This is a genomic window from Pseudoalteromonas sp. GCY (assembly GCF_016695175.1).
Classification (GTDB): domain Bacteria; phylum Pseudomonadota; class Gammaproteobacteria; order Enterobacterales; family Alteromonadaceae; genus Pseudoalteromonas.
Genome location: NZ_CP068023.1, coordinates 1,605,154 through 1,622,500 on the forward strand (window position 1 = coordinate 1,605,154; position 17,347 = coordinate 1,622,500).

General features: G+C 42.0%; 16 protein-coding genes and 4 tRNA genes (1 of these 20 cut by a window edge). 12 read left to right on the plus strand and 8 right to left on the minus strand.

Features of this window, described 5'->3' with window-relative positions:
* Window positions 1-4 precede the first annotated feature (4 nt).
* Window positions 5-526 carry a VC2046/SO_2500 family protein gene (locus tag JJQ94_RS12245; RefSeq protein ID WP_099031435.1) on the plus strand — a complete coding sequence of 174 codons (522 nt, stop codon included), beginning with the start codon at window positions 5-7 and terminating at the stop codon, window positions 524-526.
* Between the two features lie 209 nt (window positions 527-735).
* Here JJQ94_RS12245 and JJQ94_RS12250 read toward each other — a convergent pair whose 3' ends face one another.
* The 3 genes from JJQ94_RS12250 to JJQ94_RS12260 all read right to left on the minus strand — a co-directional run bounded on the left by JJQ94_RS12250 (window position 736) and on the right by JJQ94_RS12260 (window position 2,397).
* On the minus strand, window positions 736-1,197 hold the full coding sequence (locus JJQ94_RS12250; protein WP_141557629.1) for a YchJ family protein: 462 nt from the start codon (window positions 1,195-1,197) through the stop codon (window positions 736-738).
* A 45-nt stretch (window positions 1,198-1,242) separates the two neighbouring features.
* Window positions 1,243-1,638, minus strand: a complete 396-nt coding sequence (locus JJQ94_RS12255) for a SulA-like leucine-rich domain-containing protein (protein WP_010606528.1) — start codon at window positions 1,636-1,638, stop codon at window positions 1,243-1,245.
* 309 nt (window positions 1,639-1,947) lie between these two features.
* Entirely contained in the window at window positions 1,948-2,397 is a 450-nt protein-coding gene (locus JJQ94_RS12260) for a tetratricopeptide repeat protein (RefSeq protein ID WP_010375560.1), read from the minus strand.
* 121 nt (window positions 2,398-2,518) lie between these two features.
* Here JJQ94_RS12260 and JJQ94_RS12265 point away from each other — a divergent pair, with 121 nt between their 5' ends.
* Entirely contained in the window at window positions 2,519-3,808 is a 1,290-nt protein-coding gene (locus tag JJQ94_RS12265; RefSeq protein WP_099031474.1) for an NCS2 family permease, read from the plus strand.
* Between the two features lie 66 nt (window positions 3,809-3,874).
* On the opposite strand, the gene JJQ94_RS12270 is transcribed toward JJQ94_RS12265, so the two are convergent.
* Window positions 3,875-4,636 (minus strand): hypothetical protein, encoded by a 762-nt coding sequence (locus tag JJQ94_RS12270; RefSeq protein ID WP_099031433.1) that lies wholly within the window; start codon window positions 4,634-4,636, stop codon window positions 3,875-3,877.
* Window positions 4,637-5,049: 413 nt separating this feature from the next.
* Here JJQ94_RS12270 and cysB point away from each other — a divergent pair, with 413 nt between their 5' ends.
* On the plus strand, window positions 5,050-6,027 hold the full coding sequence (cysB, locus tag JJQ94_RS12275) for an HTH-type transcriptional regulator CysB (protein WP_010375565.1): 978 nt from the start codon (window positions 5,050-5,052) through the stop codon (window positions 6,025-6,027).
* Between the two features lie 53 nt (window positions 6,028-6,080).
* On the opposite strand, the gene queC is transcribed toward cysB, so the two are convergent.
* Window positions 6,081-6,737 carry a 7-cyano-7-deazaguanine synthase QueC gene (gene queC / locus JJQ94_RS12280; RefSeq protein ID WP_010375567.1) on the minus strand — a complete coding sequence of 219 codons (657 nt, stop codon included), beginning with the start codon at window positions 6,735-6,737 and terminating at the stop codon, window positions 6,081-6,083.
* Between the two features lie 123 nt (window positions 6,738-6,860).
* On the opposite strand from queC, the gene queE reads away from it, so the two are divergent.
* The gene (gene queE / locus JJQ94_RS12285; RefSeq protein ID WP_099031432.1) at window positions 6,861-7,526 is read left to right on the plus strand and encodes a 7-carboxy-7-deazaguanine synthase QueE; all 666 of its coding nucleotides are present in this window, start codon (window positions 6,861-6,863) and stop codon (window positions 7,524-7,526) included.
* Between the two features lie 98 nt (window positions 7,527-7,624).
* On the opposite strand, the gene JJQ94_RS12290 is transcribed toward queE, so the two are convergent.
* From JJQ94_RS12290 to JJQ94_RS12300, 3 genes are all read right to left on the minus strand, one after another.
* Entirely contained in the window at window positions 7,625-8,491 is an 867-nt protein-coding gene (locus JJQ94_RS12290) for a substrate-binding periplasmic protein (RefSeq protein ID WP_017218900.1), read from the minus strand.
* 159 nt (window positions 8,492-8,650) lie between these two features.
* A complete protein-coding gene (cysK, locus tag JJQ94_RS12295; protein WP_099031431.1) occupies window positions 8,651-9,619 on the minus strand; it encodes a cysteine synthase A in 969 nt (322 codons plus the stop codon).
* 128 nt (window positions 9,620-9,747) lie between these two features.
* Window positions 9,748-12,042, minus strand: a complete 2,295-nt coding sequence (locus tag JJQ94_RS12300; protein ID WP_099031430.1) for a carbohydrate binding family 9 domain-containing protein — start codon at window positions 12,040-12,042, stop codon at window positions 9,748-9,750.
* A 211-nt stretch (window positions 12,043-12,253) separates the two neighbouring features.
* Between JJQ94_RS12300 and JJQ94_RS12305 the strand changes: the two genes are divergently transcribed.
* The 8 genes from JJQ94_RS12305 to JJQ94_RS12340 all read left to right on the plus strand — a co-directional run.
* Window positions 12,254-13,399 carry a dicarboxylate/amino acid:cation symporter gene (locus JJQ94_RS12305; protein ID WP_099031429.1) on the plus strand — a complete coding sequence of 382 codons (1,146 nt, stop codon included), beginning with the start codon at window positions 12,254-12,256 and terminating at the stop codon, window positions 13,397-13,399.
* Between the two features lie 259 nt (window positions 13,400-13,658).
* The gene (gene uvrY / locus JJQ94_RS12310; RefSeq protein ID WP_010606537.1) at window positions 13,659-14,309 is read left to right on the plus strand and encodes a UvrY/SirA/GacA family response regulator transcription factor; all 651 of its coding nucleotides are present in this window, start codon (window positions 13,659-13,661) and stop codon (window positions 14,307-14,309) included.
* Between the two features lie 11 nt (window positions 14,310-14,320).
* Window positions 14,321-16,144: an excinuclease ABC subunit UvrC gene (gene uvrC, locus JJQ94_RS12315; RefSeq protein ID WP_099031428.1), complete on the plus strand. Its 1,824-nt coding sequence runs from the start codon at window positions 14,321-14,323 to the stop codon at window positions 16,142-16,144.
* A gap of 42 nt (window positions 16,145-16,186) precedes the next feature.
* Window positions 16,187-16,732, plus strand: coding sequence for a CDP-diacylglycerol--glycerol-3-phosphate 3-phosphatidyltransferase (gene pgsA / locus JJQ94_RS12320; protein WP_010375584.1), 546 nt, complete (start codon window positions 16,187-16,189; stop codon window positions 16,730-16,732).
* A 208-nt stretch (window positions 16,733-16,940) separates the two neighbouring features.
* Window positions 16,941-17,016: transfer RNA gene (locus JJQ94_RS12325), tRNA-Gly, on the plus strand.
* Window positions 17,017-17,023: 7 nt separating this feature from the next.
* Window positions 17,024-17,097: transfer RNA gene (locus JJQ94_RS12330), tRNA-Cys, on the plus strand.
* Window positions 17,098-17,133: 36 nt separating this feature from the next.
* Window positions 17,134-17,220: transfer RNA gene (locus JJQ94_RS12335), tRNA-Leu, on the plus strand.
* 57 nt (window positions 17,221-17,277) lie between these two features.
* Window positions 17,278-17,347, plus strand: a tRNA-Gly gene (locus JJQ94_RS12340) (it continues 6 nt past the right edge of the window).

Here is a 17,347-nt window from a genome sequence, read left to right on the forward strand (position 1 = left end):
ATACATGCAAATTGATGGCGTTTTAATCAGTGAGTCGCAATTAGGATCCGCATTGAACATTAGTGTTCATGAGACGCGCTCTGCCGATTTTGCCATGCTGTTATCTATGCTATCAACCGATGCATTAGATTTTAGCCAATTTCACCTACCAAAATCTGAAGCTGCCGCAAAAGATAACTCAGAAGAAACACTAAAAAAGCAATTTGAAATAGGTCCACAAAAGCCGCTTGCGCCAAAAGAGTACAATATGCTTATTGGTCAGCATAACGCGCAGCTGGTATCTATGGGGGCGATGGCGACTTTGCGATTGCAGGAAAATTTAAATCCAGAACCTTTTGCTGCACGAAATGATAAAAAGCATATTCCACTCGACGTTGTAGAAAATTTGGAACCAGCGGTTAAAAGACGTTTGGCGAGCGCGCAAGGTAAACTGGCCTTAGTTGCTGATAAAGCAATGGATGCGGCTGGTTTCTATGATCAAATTGCAACGGGAGATATGCAGAGTATGTTACGCGCGACGGCGTAACAACATCAGCAGCTTTTACTCCTTCAAATTGAGCAAGTATAAGTCAAACTGGTATTAAACTTGCCATTTTACAGCTATTCGCTTCGTTATGACATTAAACGCCATGCTTATCGCGCTTCATGTTTAAGCTGAATGGCCCTTAATCATCCTTAGCTCGCTTCTTCAAGCCTTTTTTATTGCCTTGTATCTAATCTCTAATTCAGGTTACTTTAGCTACCGTGGCACTTTTTGTACTTTTTATCACTGCCGCACGGACAGACGTCATTTCTGCCTACTTTGGTTGTAGGCGTATCGTACAATTCGCCATCTAAGTAATACCATCTGCCTGCTTCGGTAATAAAATTTGACCGCTCATGGAGTATATAATGCGTGTTTTCCGCGATATAGTGCGCCTTAAACTCAACGATCCCCTGAGTAGCTTCTACTACTTCTTCTAGCACTTCCAATTTTATAAAGTGTGCGTAATTAGCAAATGCAGCAATATCGTTGACATTGTTTTGTGCTTGTTCAGCATGGGCGTAGGTGTCATGAATATACTTTGCATCTTTTAAGCAGTATGCAGTATAGCGAGAGCGCATGAGTATTTGTGGACGCTCTGCGAATTTTTGTCCCTTAAGATAAGGCTCACAACATTGTGAATAGGGAAGAGATGAATTGCAATAACAAGACATAAAAACTTCAGTTTTAACAAATTTATATCCTGTTATTGTAGCTTGTTAAGCGCTTTGAAAACAGTGGATCGCAACGTCAGATACCGGCAGTTCCATTTTGTTGATAGTTTGCACAGAAGCAATATCTGTCCAAATCACCACAGCAGCGAAATTACCATTGCTGATAGCACTTTTAAGTACATACTCAAGGTCGTATATGTGCTTTTGCCTAATGACGAGCAACTTGCTTGCATCAACTGAAGCGCTTTCTAGTAGTGACTTGTTTGGTACATTATCGGGTGCAACGAGTAGCGTCCAGCCTTGTTTATGCTGACATTTATGTAAAACTTTAAGTAACTCTAAGCTAGCGACGATCTCATCTTCAGCTATTACATTATTGATTTCGTTAAGTGTGTAATAAGTTGAATTGTTTGGCTGTAGAAGTGCATTGCTGTGTAACATAATTGTCTCACTGGTTATCTATACAGTATGTGTATACAGTAGTTTATACAGTGTGTGAATGCAAGGGAAATTGCTAGCTTTTTAATCAATATTTAAGCTTAATTTTTATGTAGTTTAAATTTTCAATATAAAACAATAGGTTGTGATTTTTTGAAATGAAAGCTTAATTGACGAAAGTTCAGTATGAGTAAAGCAATAGTAAGTTTTCCTACTGTATCTATTTTAATCGTCGCAGAGGGAAAGCGTAAGTTTACTTTAGAGAGGCTTGGCTACGCTTAGCCAACATTTTTTGGGTGAGTAAGATTTAATTTACTGGCTAATATGCTGTAGTTGATGGATTTGCTCGTAAAGTGTTGCAGCATAGCACTGTGCATCTCTAAAGCGCTTAGTTGTAAGGAAGCGACGTACATCTAGTAGTACCTGTTCGGCGCCTTTGTGCCCTTGGCTGCTGGCCAAACTTAACCAAGCGGCTGCATGAAAGGGGCTGGGTGGCACTCCTTGACCTTTCATAAACAACAAACCTAAAAAAAACTGTGCCTTTAAATCACCAGACATCGCCGCCAGTCTTAGCCATTTTGCCGCGAGCGGAAAAGATTTTTCTTTTAGGTAATAGAGGCCTTTTTTCAAAGCTTGGGTATTGTCGTGAAGATCTGGAAATTTTGCGTCCGCTTTTAATGGCGACGTTACAAATTCAAGCACATTCAGCAGCTGCTGTTCTAAGTCATGATTTGCTGAGTTGTCGGTGCTATTTTGATCCATATCTTTATTCGCAATAATGTTGATAAGCAGAGTGTAGCTGAATTTTAACTATTTTGTCCGAGTTTTAAAGTGATTCGTGTTAAAATCCAACCACTTGTTCCTCAAATTTGTAATTTTAGTTATGCTCGAGCGGTTATTTTCACTGCAAGCTATGCACACCAATGTAAGAACCGAGGTGATTGCTGGCTTGACGACATTCGTTACTATGGTTTACATCGTTTTCGTAAACCCTGCAATGCTAGCAGAAGCTGGTATGGATCACGGCGCTGCTTTTGTAGCAACTTGTATCGCAGCCGCAATCGGCTGTTTTATTATGGGGCTATGGGCAAACTATCCTTTAGCGCTTGCGCCTGGAATGGGCTTAAACGCCTTTTTTACCTATGGTGTTGTGCTTGGCATGGGTTATACATGGCAAAGTGCATTAGGCGCGGTATTTATGTCGGGCTGTTTATTTCTATTTTTGAGCGTATTCAAGGTTCGTGAGTGGGTGATCCAAGCTATACCTATCGTGCTAAAGCGTGCGATCGCGGCAGGTATTGGCGCATTCTTAGCGTTAATCGCGCTAAAGAACGCGAAAATTGTTATCGCAAGCGATGCTACATTAGTACAACTTGGTGATATCACTTCTCCCGGCCCGCTATTAGCCATTGCGAGCTTTTTTGTGATTGCGGCGCTCATGTACCGTGAAGTAAAAAGTGGCGTGCTTATCAGCATTTTAATGGTAACGGGTATTGCGTGGGGGCTTGGGCTTGTAGATTATCACGGGGTTGTTGATATGCCCCCAAGCATCGCGCCGACCTATATGCAGTTGGATTTGAGCGGAATTTTTGAGCTGTCCATGCTCAGTGTTGTGTTTGCATTTTTATTTGTCGATTTATTTGATACCAGTGGCACATTGGTTGCGGTGACGCAAAAGGCCGGATTATCTGACGAGCATGGTCGTATGCCAAGACTGGGTAGAGCACTGTCAGCTGATAGTACAGCGACGATTGCAGGCTCAGTGCTCGGTACCTCAACGACAACTTCATACATTGAATCAGTGTCAGGTGTATCCGTTGGTGGCCGAACAGGATTGACAGCCGTGGTTGTGGGGACCTGCTTCTTACTCATGATGTTCTTTGCGCCACTGGCACAAATGGTTCCCGCTTATGCAACAGCAGGCGCGATACTGTATGTGTCGGTATTAATGCTGCAAAACCTAAAGTTGATTAACTGGGATGAGATGAGCGATGCTATTCCGGTCAGTGTTGTGTTATTGATGACACCGCTTACGTTTTCAATCGCACATGGTATTGCTTTGGGTTTTATTTCTTATACGGCAGTTAAATTGGCGTGTAACAAAGCAAATGAAATCAGTATCAGCGTTTGGGTACTGACAGTACTCTTTATCGTTAAGTTTGCTTTTGGTTAAGCAAGTGGGTTTACTTCACTTGTAATAAAAAGGCTGGGAGACCAGCCTTTTATGTAAATTGTGGTGTTACCACTTTTTCTTCGGTGCAAACAATACGTCCAAGTCGTCTTGTTCTTGCTCTGCTTTCTTTTTCACCGCTGATGCGTTAGACGCTCTAAGTTCACTGCTGATCTCTTCTAAATAACCTTCCAGTTGTGCTTTTTTCTCTTTTACATAGTCATCATTATATGAGACAGCGCAAATTGTAGCGTAAGCTTTTTCAAAGTATTGTCTTGCTGAACCGACCATATTTGCGGTCCTCGCTGAAAGCCCTCGTTTTATCTGGCTTTCAACATTGATTTTAAGCTGAAATCGCTCGAGCCTACGGTCTTCATTAACGAACAGTTGAGTGTCTACTTTGCCTTTACTATGCTCAGAGCGAAGCAGTTGGCGTAATTTCTTTATGCCTTGAACTAATGCGATAATTTGTTTGTCGTTGTCAGGAAGTGCAATCGAGTCTGAGTCTGCTGTTTTTTCAGGCTGAGTATTTAAGCGCTCTTGCGACTCGTGTAAACGACTTTTTAATTCTCTCGAAGTCGGAGACAACTCCACCATCGCGGCTAAAGCGTCATGCACGCGGCGCTGAATAATACGGATCATGACTTCAGACATCGGAATATTGCTGCCATTCATGATGACGTCTTCTGCTTCTTCTATTACGCGCTTTTGCTTAGCAAGTTCTTTGCGTCTCTCTGCTTCTTGTTTCTCTTTATGTTGCTGGATCGCGCTTACCCAAACTGCTATGACGATAAGTGCAACAATCAACATTATTATAATAGAAACAAACATACTGAAATCTCTTTCATGTAACCACCAGTGTAATTTTTTAATCTTACATGAATTCGTACTATTCTGAACAGGTTTACGACAATAACCTGTAAAAAAGATAAAGAATTCATTATTTTTTAGTATAGCCGATGCCTAAATGAGCGGTTAGTTTTAGTGAAAGATAGTCGCCAGATTTAGCTCGAGAGTTTGCAAAAGCGTGTCAAAATATCCGCCATTTGGCCAAGTGACTGTCGGAGCGTCAGTGAAAATGCTGATATTTAGTACCTCTTGGCTACCTCATTTTTACCAAATGTGCTAGCCTACATAAGGTCGTAACAGGCGGTTTTTATCGCTTTGCACTAAACTCGCTAACAAAAAGCGGTTTTGCTATGGGCTGATGCTCAACATCAAGAGATCATAAGAATAAAAGCAATATGAAATTACAACAATTGAGATATATCGTCGAAGTGTTGAATCACAACCTTAATGTGTCAGCGACGGCGGAAAGTTTATATACCTCTCAACCTGGTATTTCAAAGCAAGTGCGCATGCTTGAAGACGAGTTGGGGGTGCAAATTTTTGGCCGTAGCGGTAAGCATTTAACGCATGTTACGGGCGCGGGTAATGAAATTATTAATATTGCTCGTGAGATCCTCTCTAAAGTGGAAGGGATCAAAGCGGTCGCAAATGAACATACCTTACCAGATCAAGGTAAACTGAACATCGCAACGACGCATACACAAGCTCGTTACGCATTACCTCCTGTGATCCAAGGGTTTATGAAAAAATACCCTGCGGTTTCTTTACACATGCATCAAGGCACGCCACAGCAAATCTCTGATGCTGCCGCTCGAGGTGATGCTGACTTTGCTATCGCTACCGAGGCACTGCATTTGTACAGTGATCTGGTCATGCTACCTTGCTATCACTGGAATCGCAGTATTGTGGTCGCCAAAGACCATCCTCTTGCACAAAAAGGCAGTGCACTGACGGTGCAAGACGTCGCTAAATATCCATTGATCACTTATGTATTTGGTTTTACTGGCCGCTCAGAACTTGATAAAGCATTTAATGCTCATGGTTTGGAGCCACACATCGTGTTTACAGCAACAGACGCTGATGTGATTAAAACCTATGTAAGATTAGGGCTCGGCGTTGGCGTATTAGCGTCAATGGCACTTGATGAAAAGTCTGATAGCGACTTAGTTTGCATCGATGCGAGTCACCTATTTGAAGCAAGTACGACAAAAATAGGTTTCAGAAAAGGAAGCTTCCTAAGAGGCTACATGTACGACTTTATTGAGCGATTTGCACCGCATCTCACAAAAGATGTGGTAGAGCGTGCAAGTTTGCTACGAAATCAAGATGATATCGACAAGCTATTTGAAGGTATGACGCTTCCAGTAAAGTGAAGCACTTGAAAAGCATATGAAAAAGGCCTCAACAGAGGCCTTTTTCGATACGATTATTCGTACGGGAGCGGATCTGTCGCGTGGTTTAGTTCAAACGCTTCGAGACGCTCTTGGCAAGCACCACACTTACCACATGCTTTTTCGCGGCCGTTGTAACACGTCCAAGTGTCAGCGTAATCTAATCCCATTTTTAGACCGTCAGTCAGGATATCAATTTTTGAGTTGTTAAGGTAAGGACTCACAATTTCAACGGCGTCGTAGTTCGCAATGCGACAAACATCATCCATCTTTTTAACGAACTCTGGGCGGCAATCTGGATAAATTGCATGATCGCCAGAGTGAGCACCGTAAAATACCTTATTTGCTTTTAGAGAGACAGCGTAACCTACCGCAAGAGAAAGCAAAATCATATTGCGATTAGGCACAATCGTGCTCTTCATGCTCTCTTCTTCATAGTGGCCTTCTGGCACATCGATGTCATCTGTTAGGCTAGAGCCTGACAATAATTGATTGATAGCAGAAATATCAACGACCTTATGAGCAACGCCGAGTTTTGCACATACGTCAGCGGCAACTTGTAGCTCTTTTACATGTCGCTGGCCATAGTTAAAAGACAGTGCATAAACCTCATGGCCCTCGCGGACAGCCTTGTTTAATACAGTGTAAGAGTCCATTCCGCCGGAATAGATGACGACAACTTTTTCGCTCATAGGTGATTTGCCTCGATTTTGATAGAGGTTTACTTCAGGGCGCGATATACTACACGGCCGCTGGAGAAATGACAATTTTCTCGCGGTATTTTTCGACAACTTTATCTTAAACACGGGGCCATTTTGTACAAGGTTAACGAAATATTTGAAACAATTCAGGGTGAAGCAAGCTTCACTGGTACGCCTTCAATCTTTTTACGCTTGCAGGGCTGTCCAGTTGGTTGCGCTTGGTGTGATACCAAACAAACCTGGGAAACCAACGACACTTTTATTGTTTCATTGGATAACACTGTAGAAAAAAAGGCTGATTCAGAGTGGTGGGCGAACGCGAGTGCTGACGAGATCTTGGCGATTTTCGAGTCGCGGGGCTACCAAGCCAAGCATGTGGTGATCACCGGTGGTGAACCTTGTATGTTTGATCTTCGCCCGTTATGCGAGTTATTGCATAGTAAAGGGTACAGCACACAGATTGAAACCAGCGGTACATTTGAGATCCTCGCGCCAGCTGAAACTTGGGTTACCGTGTCGCCAAAAGTTAATATGCGTGGAGGTTACAAAGTACTTCCAAGTGCGATGGCTCGTGCCGATGAGATAAAGCACCCCGTCGCGATGCAAAAGCATATTGAGGAATTAGAGGCGTTATTTGCACAAACTGGAGTTGAGCCAAAGTTAGTGTACCTTCAGCCAATTAGCCAAAAAGCCAAGGCCACTAAGCTTGCAATAGACAATTGCAAAGCGAAAAATTGGCGCTTATCAGTTCAAGTGCACAAGTATTTAGGGATTAACTAAAGCGATTTACCTAAGCGTATTTTAGCTAAAAATGCGGTGTGTTTAAGCTGAGGCATTGAACAAACCGCGGTGCTTAGGCGTTAATCTGTATGTAGAGGTTAATAACACTCGTTACTGACCATTTCGATCATTCTTTGCGTTTCACCACTGTTCTCAAATTGATAGAGATTGCGATTGATATCTTTGAGCAATTCACGCCAATGTGGCTTTTGCTTGCTAAGCGCAAAGTAGAGGTGATTATACTTTATAGGCGGTGTCACGTTTTCTATGTTTCTCAGTAATTCAATTTTCTCAGCTCTAGGTAAGTCTGAATAATTGACCGTAAAGCGCAGCACTTTTGGATCGCCTATTACTAAATTTACGCGTTTACCGACGAGTAACTTCACCAGCTGTAAATCATTTACGGCTTCTACCGTTACAAACTCACCGTTATCCATCATAGCATCAAACTCAGGGGTATTTTGATAGCCTCTCACGACACCAATGAGCTCATTCTTAACTGAGTTTAGATTACCGTCAAAGCGGTCTTCTTCACCTCTTCGCTTCAAAAAGCCGATTTCACCACCAGGAAAGGCATTAGATAAAGCAAGTAGCTCTCTGCGGGTTTTATTCTTGTGATTGTCAGACGGTGCTGAATCCTCAATATAGTATTCAGGGAATAAAATATCGGCTTTGCCCGTTTCCGCAGCCCTTACGGCACGAGCCCAAGGCAAAAATTCAACATACACTTGATAATCTAAGTCTGTAAGCAGTGCGACAGCAAACTGAAAGGCCCAGCCTTTATTACAGAGGTTTGCACCGATATAAGGTGGCCAATCTAATGTCACAATATGAATGAAGGCATTTTTGCCTTTCTTATTGTATAGATAGCCCCCTTGATACTTTTCTCCAGCAACAAGGCGAAATTCTCCACCCTTAAAGTAGGCAACGTTTAAATTCTCTCCATAGATGAAGCTACTAAACATGAGAAAGAATATGAATAATAAGGTCTTTACAATCATCGAAGTCAAAAAAACGTAGAGAATAGATAAAGTGTAGTGAAGGGAGGTGAAATTAAAAGGAATAATATAAAAAACAAAGGGGCAGTGATGCCCCTTGGTAATCTAGAATATGAAGCTCAACTCTTATTGCACTAATTCTTGTTCAGAAAATGTGTCTGCAAATAGTGGGCTAGTTAGGTAACGTTCTGCAGCGCTTGGCAAAATAACCACGATGTTTTTATCAGCATTTTCAGGTTGCTCGGCAATACGCTTTGCGGCAACTAGGGCAGCACCTGAAGAAATACCTACTAAAATACCTTCGTCTTTCATCAGCTGAAGTGCCATTGCAATTGCATCTTCATTAGACACCAACTCAACGCCATCAATAAGCTCAAGATCTAGGTTGCCCGGAATAAAGCCAGCGCCAATCCCTTGAATTTTGTGTGGACCCGGTTTTACTTCGTCGCCCGCAAGGGTTTGCGTGATAACTGGTGAGTCGACTGGCTCAACAGCGATTGACTTAACATTTAGGCCTTTTTCATTTTTCAGATAGCGTGAAACACCGGTGATAGTGCCACCCGTACCAACGCCCGCAACGAAGTAATCGATATTACCTTCAAGTGCATCAAAAATTTCTGGACCCGTTGTTTCAAAGTGGATCTTCGGGTTTGCTGGGTTTTCAAACTGTTGCAGTAACACATATTTTTCAGGGTTACTTGCTTGGATTTCATTTGCTTTTTCAATAGCGCCTTTCATGCCCTTAGCGCCTTCTGTTAGCACCAAATTTGCACCAAGTGCTTTTAGCAGTTTACGACGCTCAAGGCTCATCGTATTTGGCATTGTAAGCGTCAACTTATAACCACGAGAGGCTGCAACGAAAGCCAGTGCAATACCCGTGTTACCTGAAGTTGGTTCAATAAGCTCTTTACCTTCGCTAAGAAGACCCGCTTTTTCAGCTTCCCAGATCATAGATGCACCAATACGGCATTTAACGCTGAAGCTTGGGTTACGCGCTTCCACCTTTGCGTAAACATTGCCGCCAGAAACGCGATTGATTTTAACCAGCGGTGTATTACCGATAGTTAGACTGTTGTCTGCATATACTTTAGTCATTTGTGTTCCCTAATCTAGGTTTGCTTGTATTCCATCACTTTACTGCGCATTTCGCAAAACGAAAGGAAAGATTGGCTATAAGATATATCAAATTTGCTTATAGCCAATAGTTATTTAAAGTTTGATATTTAAATCAACCAGGCATAACTGAACTTCATAAATACCGTCTTTTCGTCTTTAGTTATCTTAGACAAATCATCGTCTTGATAACCATGATCGGAATAGCCTGCAAAGAAAACGGTTTGTGGGTTTAGTTTGTAGGAATAGAGCAGTTGGGTGCTGATACTTTTATATGTCGCATCAACATCATCGTTATAATTGCTCTGGTTTCGCGAAATATCCATGTTGATGATTGCCAATCTCAGATAGCTATTAATGTTGAATTGGTAAGTCAGGCGTATATCGCTCAGATTTGCCGTATAAACTTCCGCGCCATCCGCTTTCATTTTTTCGAATGTGTGACGGAATCTCACTTCAAAATGTTTGCCAAGATTGACGTTAATAACCGGGCGGGCGAAATACAAATCACCAAGACGGTTGTTAGCAAGGTCAACGCGGTTTCCTTTCCTCAAGTTCAAGCCTGCAAAAACGCCAGCCATTGGCTTAAACTCCATATAGGTCCACTGTGAATTCTCGGTAAATAGATCGGTATTGCCGTCAATCGCTAAAAGGGTTTCATCATGTCGCAGTCCAGTACGTTTTCTATGTTCAACACCGAAATCAAGAAAACTTTGCAACGGGCCGTCAACTGCAAAGTTGGTTTGCACTTCTTTTTCTAATAACTCGCCTTGCGCGTTGTGGGAAATATCCCAGTCGGCGTACCAACGTGCACGGTTCCACCAGTTGTTGTCATCACCATACCAACGGTACTCACCGCCGAAAAGAAATTTATTAAAGTCGACCTGAGTGATAAAGCCCATATCGGTTCTAAGTGCTGCATCGCGAGCTTGATAGCTGGTAAATGCCTTCCAATGCTTGCGATTGTGCTCATAATTAACGTAATAACCAGCACCACGGTCATCTTCGTCAATCACTCTGAGTACACTTTCGGTTAGGTCGCACTCAGCGAGCGTACTATCACATAACGCTTCAGCGAAAGCGCTATCATAGTCTGTATCTGAGCCAATTAACTGCACTTGTAGGGTATCGTTATCTGTTGGCTTGTATTTGGCGTCTATACTCGCAACTTGGTTGCGATAGTCGTCGCTTTGCCTAGTCGTCGATGTCACGCCTACAGATAAGGTTTTATTTAGGTCATGACGATATCTAAGCGCCATGTTTTGGCTTTTTCTCTCTAATGAGACAACGCTCGAGCCCAAATTTCCGGGGACAACGACATTGAGTCTTTCATCGTTGGCAATAAATCCTGCAAAAGTGTGGCCGTTTTTATTACCGGTAAGCTTGAAGCCATAATCGGGTGCTGAAATGTTCCGAGTATGAATAAGGTTAAGGTGAGAAGAAAAGTAATCGGAATTATCTAAAAAGAACGCCCGTTTTTCAGGAAAAAATAGGCTAAAGCTATTGTTAACGCTCAATTGTCCTGTGTCAGCTTCAACTTGTGAGAAATCAGGGTTTAGTGTTGCGTTTAGCGTCGTGTCTGGTGTGATAGCCCACTTTACGTCTAAACCTGGCTCGACATTATTGTCGGCTTGCCACGGCTCTGCGATACCATCATTAATGTCGCGAGATTCTTGTCTATTGGTGACAAGTGTTGGAATAACAGCAAAGTTACTACCTTGCTTAGCATTAGCAAATCCTTGATATTTTGGCATTTGACAGATCCAGCAAGAATTTGCATGTTGCAATTGCATGCTGGATATACGCAACCTTTCATTTCTTGGATAAAAACGCAGAAACTCTAAAGCCATGGTTTTGCTCTTGACGGAGTCGTTGAAATTCAATACACGAAGTGGGATTTCAACTTCAACAACATAACCGTCTTTATTGATCTTTCCGACGCTATCCCAGATCCCATTCCAAGAACCATTCTCACTTTTAGTGAGTTCGTTTTCAATTGAGTCTTGTTGCACACCTAATGGATTGATGAAAAACTGATAAGCGCTTTGGGCGTTGTTAAATGAATCAATTTTAATGCCGACAAGATCATCTTCCCAGGCGCGGTCACGGTCACGATAAAATGCGCGGATCAACTCAGGATTAGGGTCCTTTGCATCAAAAGCAATAAACAAAGATTGACCATTCTCATATACGTAGGCCTTAGTATGTACTGGACTTGATTGGTTCTCGTATGGCCAAGTGATGTTGTTGATATCTATTTCTAATGCACGTTGCCAAATATCGGCTTCAAGTACACCATCAATTTTTGCAGAACTATCGATAAATGGGATTTTATTTGGGTCTAGTGCCCATGCTTGACTAGATAGACTAAGTGCGACAAAAGAGTAGGTTACAGCTTTAAGCATGAATTTAATTATTTTACAGAGACTTTTGCCAGTATTAGATAATATGCAATGAGCTGAAACAATTTATTTTCGTCAAGTTGCAATTATTTACGTTAGGTGGCGAATATGTATACATAAAATGTACAAATCGATTTATCTCCATCGAATTAATAGCAAAGATGGTCAAAAACATGTTACAACAACGCCTTTGAAAATCTGCTAGGAAGTAACTATGTCTCTTATATTGAAGCTAGTGGCGGGTATCGTCGCTGGTATGTTGGCGGGTCTGTACTTGCCAACTGTGTTAGTTGAGCTCTTATACACCTTCAAGGTGATCATAGGGCAACTTATCAGCTTTACTATTCCTCTGATAATCCTGCTTTTTATTGCTTCAGGTATAGCAGGCTTACCAAAGGGATCGGGCCACTTGCTTGGTAAGACAGTCGGCTTTGCTTATGGTTCAACGATTATTGCTGGCACGTTAGCATTTTTATTAGTTAATGCTTTCATTCCATTTTTTGACGGTGGTGTTGCATATCAAGCCGTGGAAGAGTCTCATCTTAAGAGCTTTATTAATATCGAGATCCCTCCGCTCATGGGAGTGATGACGGCACTTGCAATGGCATTTATCTTTGGTATTGGGATGAGCCAGTGCGGCTTAACTAAACTTAAAGGTGTCACTGACGAAGCGAGAGATGTGGTAGATGCACTGCTTGCGAAAGTCATTATTCCAATATTACCGCTTTACATCGCAGGTGTTTTTGCTGAAATGGCAGTAGCAGGTACGGTATTTGATACTCTAAGTACATTTGGCGTGGTATTGCTTGCCGCGATTATTATGCATTGGTTATGGCTAAGCACCTTGTTTGTGGTGAGCGGCCTGTTACTTGGTAGAAATCCATTGGAATTAATCAAAAATATGCTACCTGCGTATTTTACCGCTATTGGTACTATGTCGAGCGCGGCAACTATTCCAGTGTCTCTTCGTGCGAGTAAATCTAATAATGTTAACGAAGAGGTTGCGAATTTTACCGTACCACTCTGTGCCACGATCCATTTGTCAGGGTCGACTATTACCATAGTGACTTGCGCAATGGCTGTGATGCTGCTTTCTCCTGAGATGGTTGTACCGTCATTGTCGGAAATGTTGCCATTTATATTTATGCTTGGTGTAGTAATGATTGCGGCTCCTGGTGCGCCGGGTGGCGCGGTTATGTCAGCGCTTGGATTATTGACCAGTATGCTTGGTTTTAATGAGGGCGCAGTGGCATTGATGATTGCTTTATATTTAGCGCAAGATAGTTTTGGCACAGCATGTAATGTAACCGGTGATGGTGTGATTGCACTTTGGGTCGATAAATTTTCAAAGCAAAGCTGAGTCATATAAAAATAAATCTACTATAAGTCGCTATGGCTAAAATGCCGTAGCGGCTGCCTTTAAAATCACAAAGCGATGAAATTATAATCAGTCAACTTCTTCCATTAATTAACTATTTGGTTAATTAATATCAAAATTGCATTTTTCTCTTGTTTCTATCGTTATGCTTTTAAAAAATATGTGGTAATCTCAAACATCTGGAAGCGGGGCTGTTGGTTGCTTCGCTCCTTTTACCAATATATATGTAGAGGGTGTGCCATTGATTAATGTGCTTTTAGTTGATGATCATGAACTTGTCAGGACTGGCATAAAACGCATTTTAGATGATGTGCGTGGCTTTAAAGTGGTAGGAGAAGCCAAAACCGGTGAGGAAGCCGTAACCTTTTGTCGCCAAAGTGAGCCTGACATTGTGCTAATGGACATGAACATGCCTGGTATTGGTGGATTGGAAGCGACCAAAAAGATTTGCCGTTACTGTCCAGATGTAAAAGTTATTGTGCTTACCGTACATTGTGAAGATCCTTTCCCTAGCAAGGTAATGCAAATTGGTGCGCATGGTTACCTAACAAAAGGTGCAGGCCCTGATGAAATGATCAATGCAATACGTGCGGTTAATGCTGGCCAGCGTTATATTGCGCCAGAAATTGCTCAGCAAATTGCCCTTGCGCAATTTAGTGGTCGCAATGACGAAAACCCTTTCCAATCGCTATCGGAAAGAGAATTGCAGATCATGCTCATGATCACTAAAGGTGAGAAAGCACAAAATATTGCAGATCGCTTAAACCTGAGCTCTAAGACGGTAAATAGTTATCGCTATCGCATGTTTGAAAAGCTCAATGTGAGCGGTGATGTGGAATTAACCCACTTGGCTATTCGCCATAAAATGATCGATATAGATAGCAGTCATTAAGTTCTTTTTAAATGACTGAATTTGACTACAAACCTTTCCTCAAGACATTAACAACAGAACCTGGTGTGTACCGCATGTACGATGTGGACGACCAGGTTATCTATGTTGGTAAAGCAAAAAACCTCAAAAAACGAGTTTCTAGCTACTTCCGTTCAAATATCACAGATAGTAAAACGCGAGTATTGGTCAGTAATATTGACCATATTGAAGTAACGTTAACGAATACCGAAACCGAAGCGCTGCTTTTAGAAAATAACTTAATTAAGAAATACCAACCACGATACAACATCCTCTTAAGAGATGATAAAAGTTATCCGTATATTTTCCTGAGCGCCCATCAGCATCCAAGACTTGCATTTCATCGTGGTAGTAGAAAACAAAAAGGCGAATATTTTGGTCCTTTTCCGAGCAGTGCTGCGGTATCGGAAAGTCTGAGGTTAATGCAGAAGATTTTCCCTGTTAGGCAATGCGAAGATGCGTATTACCGCGCACGCAGCCGACCTTGTTTGCAGTATCAGCTAAAAAGATGTTCAGGACCATGCGTTGGCAAGGTAAGCGACGAAGAATACCAAGAACAAGTTGCCATGGTTCGACAGTTTTTGACGGGACGCTCTCAGGACGTTATTTCAGCACTGGTGGAACGAATGGAAACCGCCAGTATGTCTTTGGATTTTGAGAAAGCAGCAAAACACAGAGATCAAATTGCTTTATTAAGGCAAATGCAAGAACAGCAGTCCATTGCAGGGAACTTTGCAGAGCTTGATGTCATCGGTTATGAGCAGAAGAACGGTTTAGTGGCCATTCATGTACTGATGATAAGGGAACATAAGGTACTTGGGACGAAAACACATTTTCCAAAAGTACCAAAAGATTCTGGCGCAGATGAAGTGCTAACTTCTTTCCTTGGACAGTATTATATTTCAACGGGTAACCACTCTAGAATTGCTAAAGAAATTGTATTGCCATTCGAAATAGAAGAGGGAAGTGCATTAGAAGCCGCGCTGACTCAAGTTTCGAAGCGCAAAGTTAATTTCAAATGTAACGTTCGTGGGGAACGAGCCCAATATCTTGCATTAGCAAATAAAAATGCGCAAAACAGTATTGAAGTTAAACAAAGTGCACAAGACTCAATCACCAAACGATATGCCAAACTAAAAGCAGTGCTAGGGCTGTCAGACATTCAAAGAATGGAGTGTTTTGATATCAGCCATACCATGGGAGAAAACACGGTCGCATCGTGCGTTGTATTCGATGGTCAAGGGCCAAACAATAGAGAGTATCGCAGATATAACGTCACAGGGATCACCCCTGGGGATGATTACGCAGCGATGGATTTTGCATTAAATAAGCGCTACGGCAAAATGTCGGATGAAGCGAAAGTACCCGATATTATTTTTATTGATGGTGGTAAGGGACAGTTAGGTAGGGCGGAATCTTTCTTCGCTGATTGGCAACTCAATAAAATGCCGATACTGATAGGGGTTGCAAAAGGCACAAGCCGAAAGCCTGGATTAGAAACATTGCTAATAGATGGTGGTCGTAAAACGGTGAATGTCGAAAGTGATTCACCTGCATTACACCTTATCCAGCATATCCGCGACGAATCACATCGCTTTGCAATTGCAGGGCATCGTAATAAAAGACAAAAACAAAGAACGCAATCTGTGCTTGAAGAGATTGAAGGCGTAGGTCAGAAAAGACGTCAGGCACTACTTAAGTTTTTAGGAGGCATGCAGGGAGTTAAATCTGCAAATATACATCAATTAAAGCAAGTTCCTGGGATCAGCCCTGAAATGGCTGAAAAGATATTTAATCATTTGCATGACAAAGCTTAAGCAATCATGCGAACATAGAAAAAAAGACAATACCAAGTAGTTATGTGGAATATTCCAAATACGCTCACAACATTTAGATTGCTACTCATTCCCGTGTTTGCAGTCGTTTTTTATCTTCCTTATTCATGGGCGTTTTTTGCCGCCGCTTTTATTTTCTGGTTAGCTTCTGTTACCGATATCCTCGATGGCTATCTTGCTCGTAAGTTGGAACAGTCAACGCCATTTGGTGCTTTTTTAGATCCTGTTGCCGACAAGGTGATGGTCAGTGTTGCTTTAGTGATACTTGCTACACATTATGATAATTATTTCATTACTATTTCTGCTGTTGTCATTATTAGTAGAGAAATAGTTATTTCTGCGCTGCGTGAATGGATGGCTGAACAAGGTAAAAGAGGTAGTGTTGCTGTATCTTGGCTGGGCAAATTCAAAACAGCTGCACAGATGTTAGCTATTATAGGTTTGATTTGGCAATTATCAGATTGGATGACAATGCTAAGTTACGCACTTTTAGCTATCGCGACATTGCTAACATTAGTTTCTATGATCCAGTATCTCTATGCTGCAAAAGGAGAATTGACTAATTCTTGACTTGAAATGATTATAAACCCAGCGGTTTAGATAAATTTTGAGCAAACGATTCAAAACATTCATTTTTTATGTTGACGCGTTCCAGAACTTCTGTAGAATGCGTCCGTGTTGAGAGGGCAGTATGTCATCTAAATGAAATTTAGATAGCATCACCTAGCAAGTTAAAATTTAAAGATGCTTAGTAATAAGTAGATTTAAATAATGGAACGCGAGTATAGCTCAGCTGGTAGAGCGCGACCTTGCCAAGGTCGAGGTCACGAGTTCGAACCTCGTTACTCGCTCCAAATTTGCGGCGGAATGGCAGAGTGGCCATGCAGCGGATTGCAAATCCGTCCACCTCGGTTCGACTCCGGGTTCCGCCTCCATTTCTCAACATATCCACATGCGAAAGCAGACCCGATGCCCGGGTGGTGGAATTGGTAGACACAAGGGATTTAAAATCCCTCGCTGGTAACAGCGTGCCGGTTCAAGTCCGGCCCCGGGCACCATTTATATCGGGATTTGTATGTAACAAATCTAAATGATTTTTATATACAAAACGGAACGCGAGTATAGCTCAGCTGGTAGAGCGCGACCTTGCCAAGGTCGAGGTCACGAGTTCGAACCTCGTTACTC

Coding starts and splice junctions, on each gene's coding strand:
- cysK (WP_099031431.1), bottom strand. CDS start 9,619: ATGACTAAAGTATATGCAGACAACAGTCTAACTATCGGTAATACACCG.
- JJQ94_RS12270 (WP_099031433.1), bottom strand. CDS start 4,636: ATGTTTGTTTCTATTATAATAATGTTGATTGTTGCACTTATCGTCATA.
- JJQ94_RS12250 (WP_141557629.1), bottom strand. CDS start 1,197: ATGTCTTGTTATTGCAATTCATCTCTTCCCTATTCACAATGTTGTGAG.
- uvrC (WP_099031428.1), top strand. CDS start 14,321: ATGACTGAATTTGACTACAAACCTTTCCTCAAGACATTAACAACAGAA.
- JJQ94_RS12305 (WP_099031429.1), top strand. CDS start 12,254: ATGTCTCTTATATTGAAGCTAGTGGCGGGTATCGTCGCTGGTATGTTG.
- JJQ94_RS12245 (WP_099031435.1), top strand. CDS start 5: ATGCAAATTGATGGCGTTTTAATCAGTGAGTCGCAATTAGGATCCGCA.
- queC (WP_010375567.1), bottom strand. CDS start 6,737: ATGAGCGAAAAAGTTGTCGTCATCTATTCCGGCGGAATGGACTCTTAC.
- JJQ94_RS12265 (WP_099031474.1), top strand. CDS start 2,519: ATGCTCGAGCGGTTATTTTCACTGCAAGCTATGCACACCAATGTAAGA.
- JJQ94_RS12300 (WP_099031430.1), bottom strand. CDS start 12,042: ATGCTTAAAGCTGTAACCTACTCTTTTGTCGCACTTAGTCTATCTAGT.
- cysB (WP_010375565.1), top strand. CDS start 5,050: ATGAAATTACAACAATTGAGATATATCGTCGAAGTGTTGAATCACAAC.
- pgsA (WP_010375584.1), top strand. CDS start 16,187: ATGTGGAATATTCCAAATACGCTCACAACATTTAGATTGCTACTCATT.
- JJQ94_RS12260 (WP_010375560.1), bottom strand. CDS start 2,397: ATGGATCAAAATAGCACCGACAACTCAGCAAATCATGACTTAGAACAG.
- JJQ94_RS12255 (WP_010606528.1), bottom strand. CDS start 1,638: ATGTTACACAGCAATGCACTTCTACAGCCAAACAATTCAACTTATTAC.
- JJQ94_RS12290 (WP_017218900.1), bottom strand. CDS start 8,491: ATGTTTAGTAGCTTCATCTATGGAGAGAATTTAAACGTTGCCTACTTT.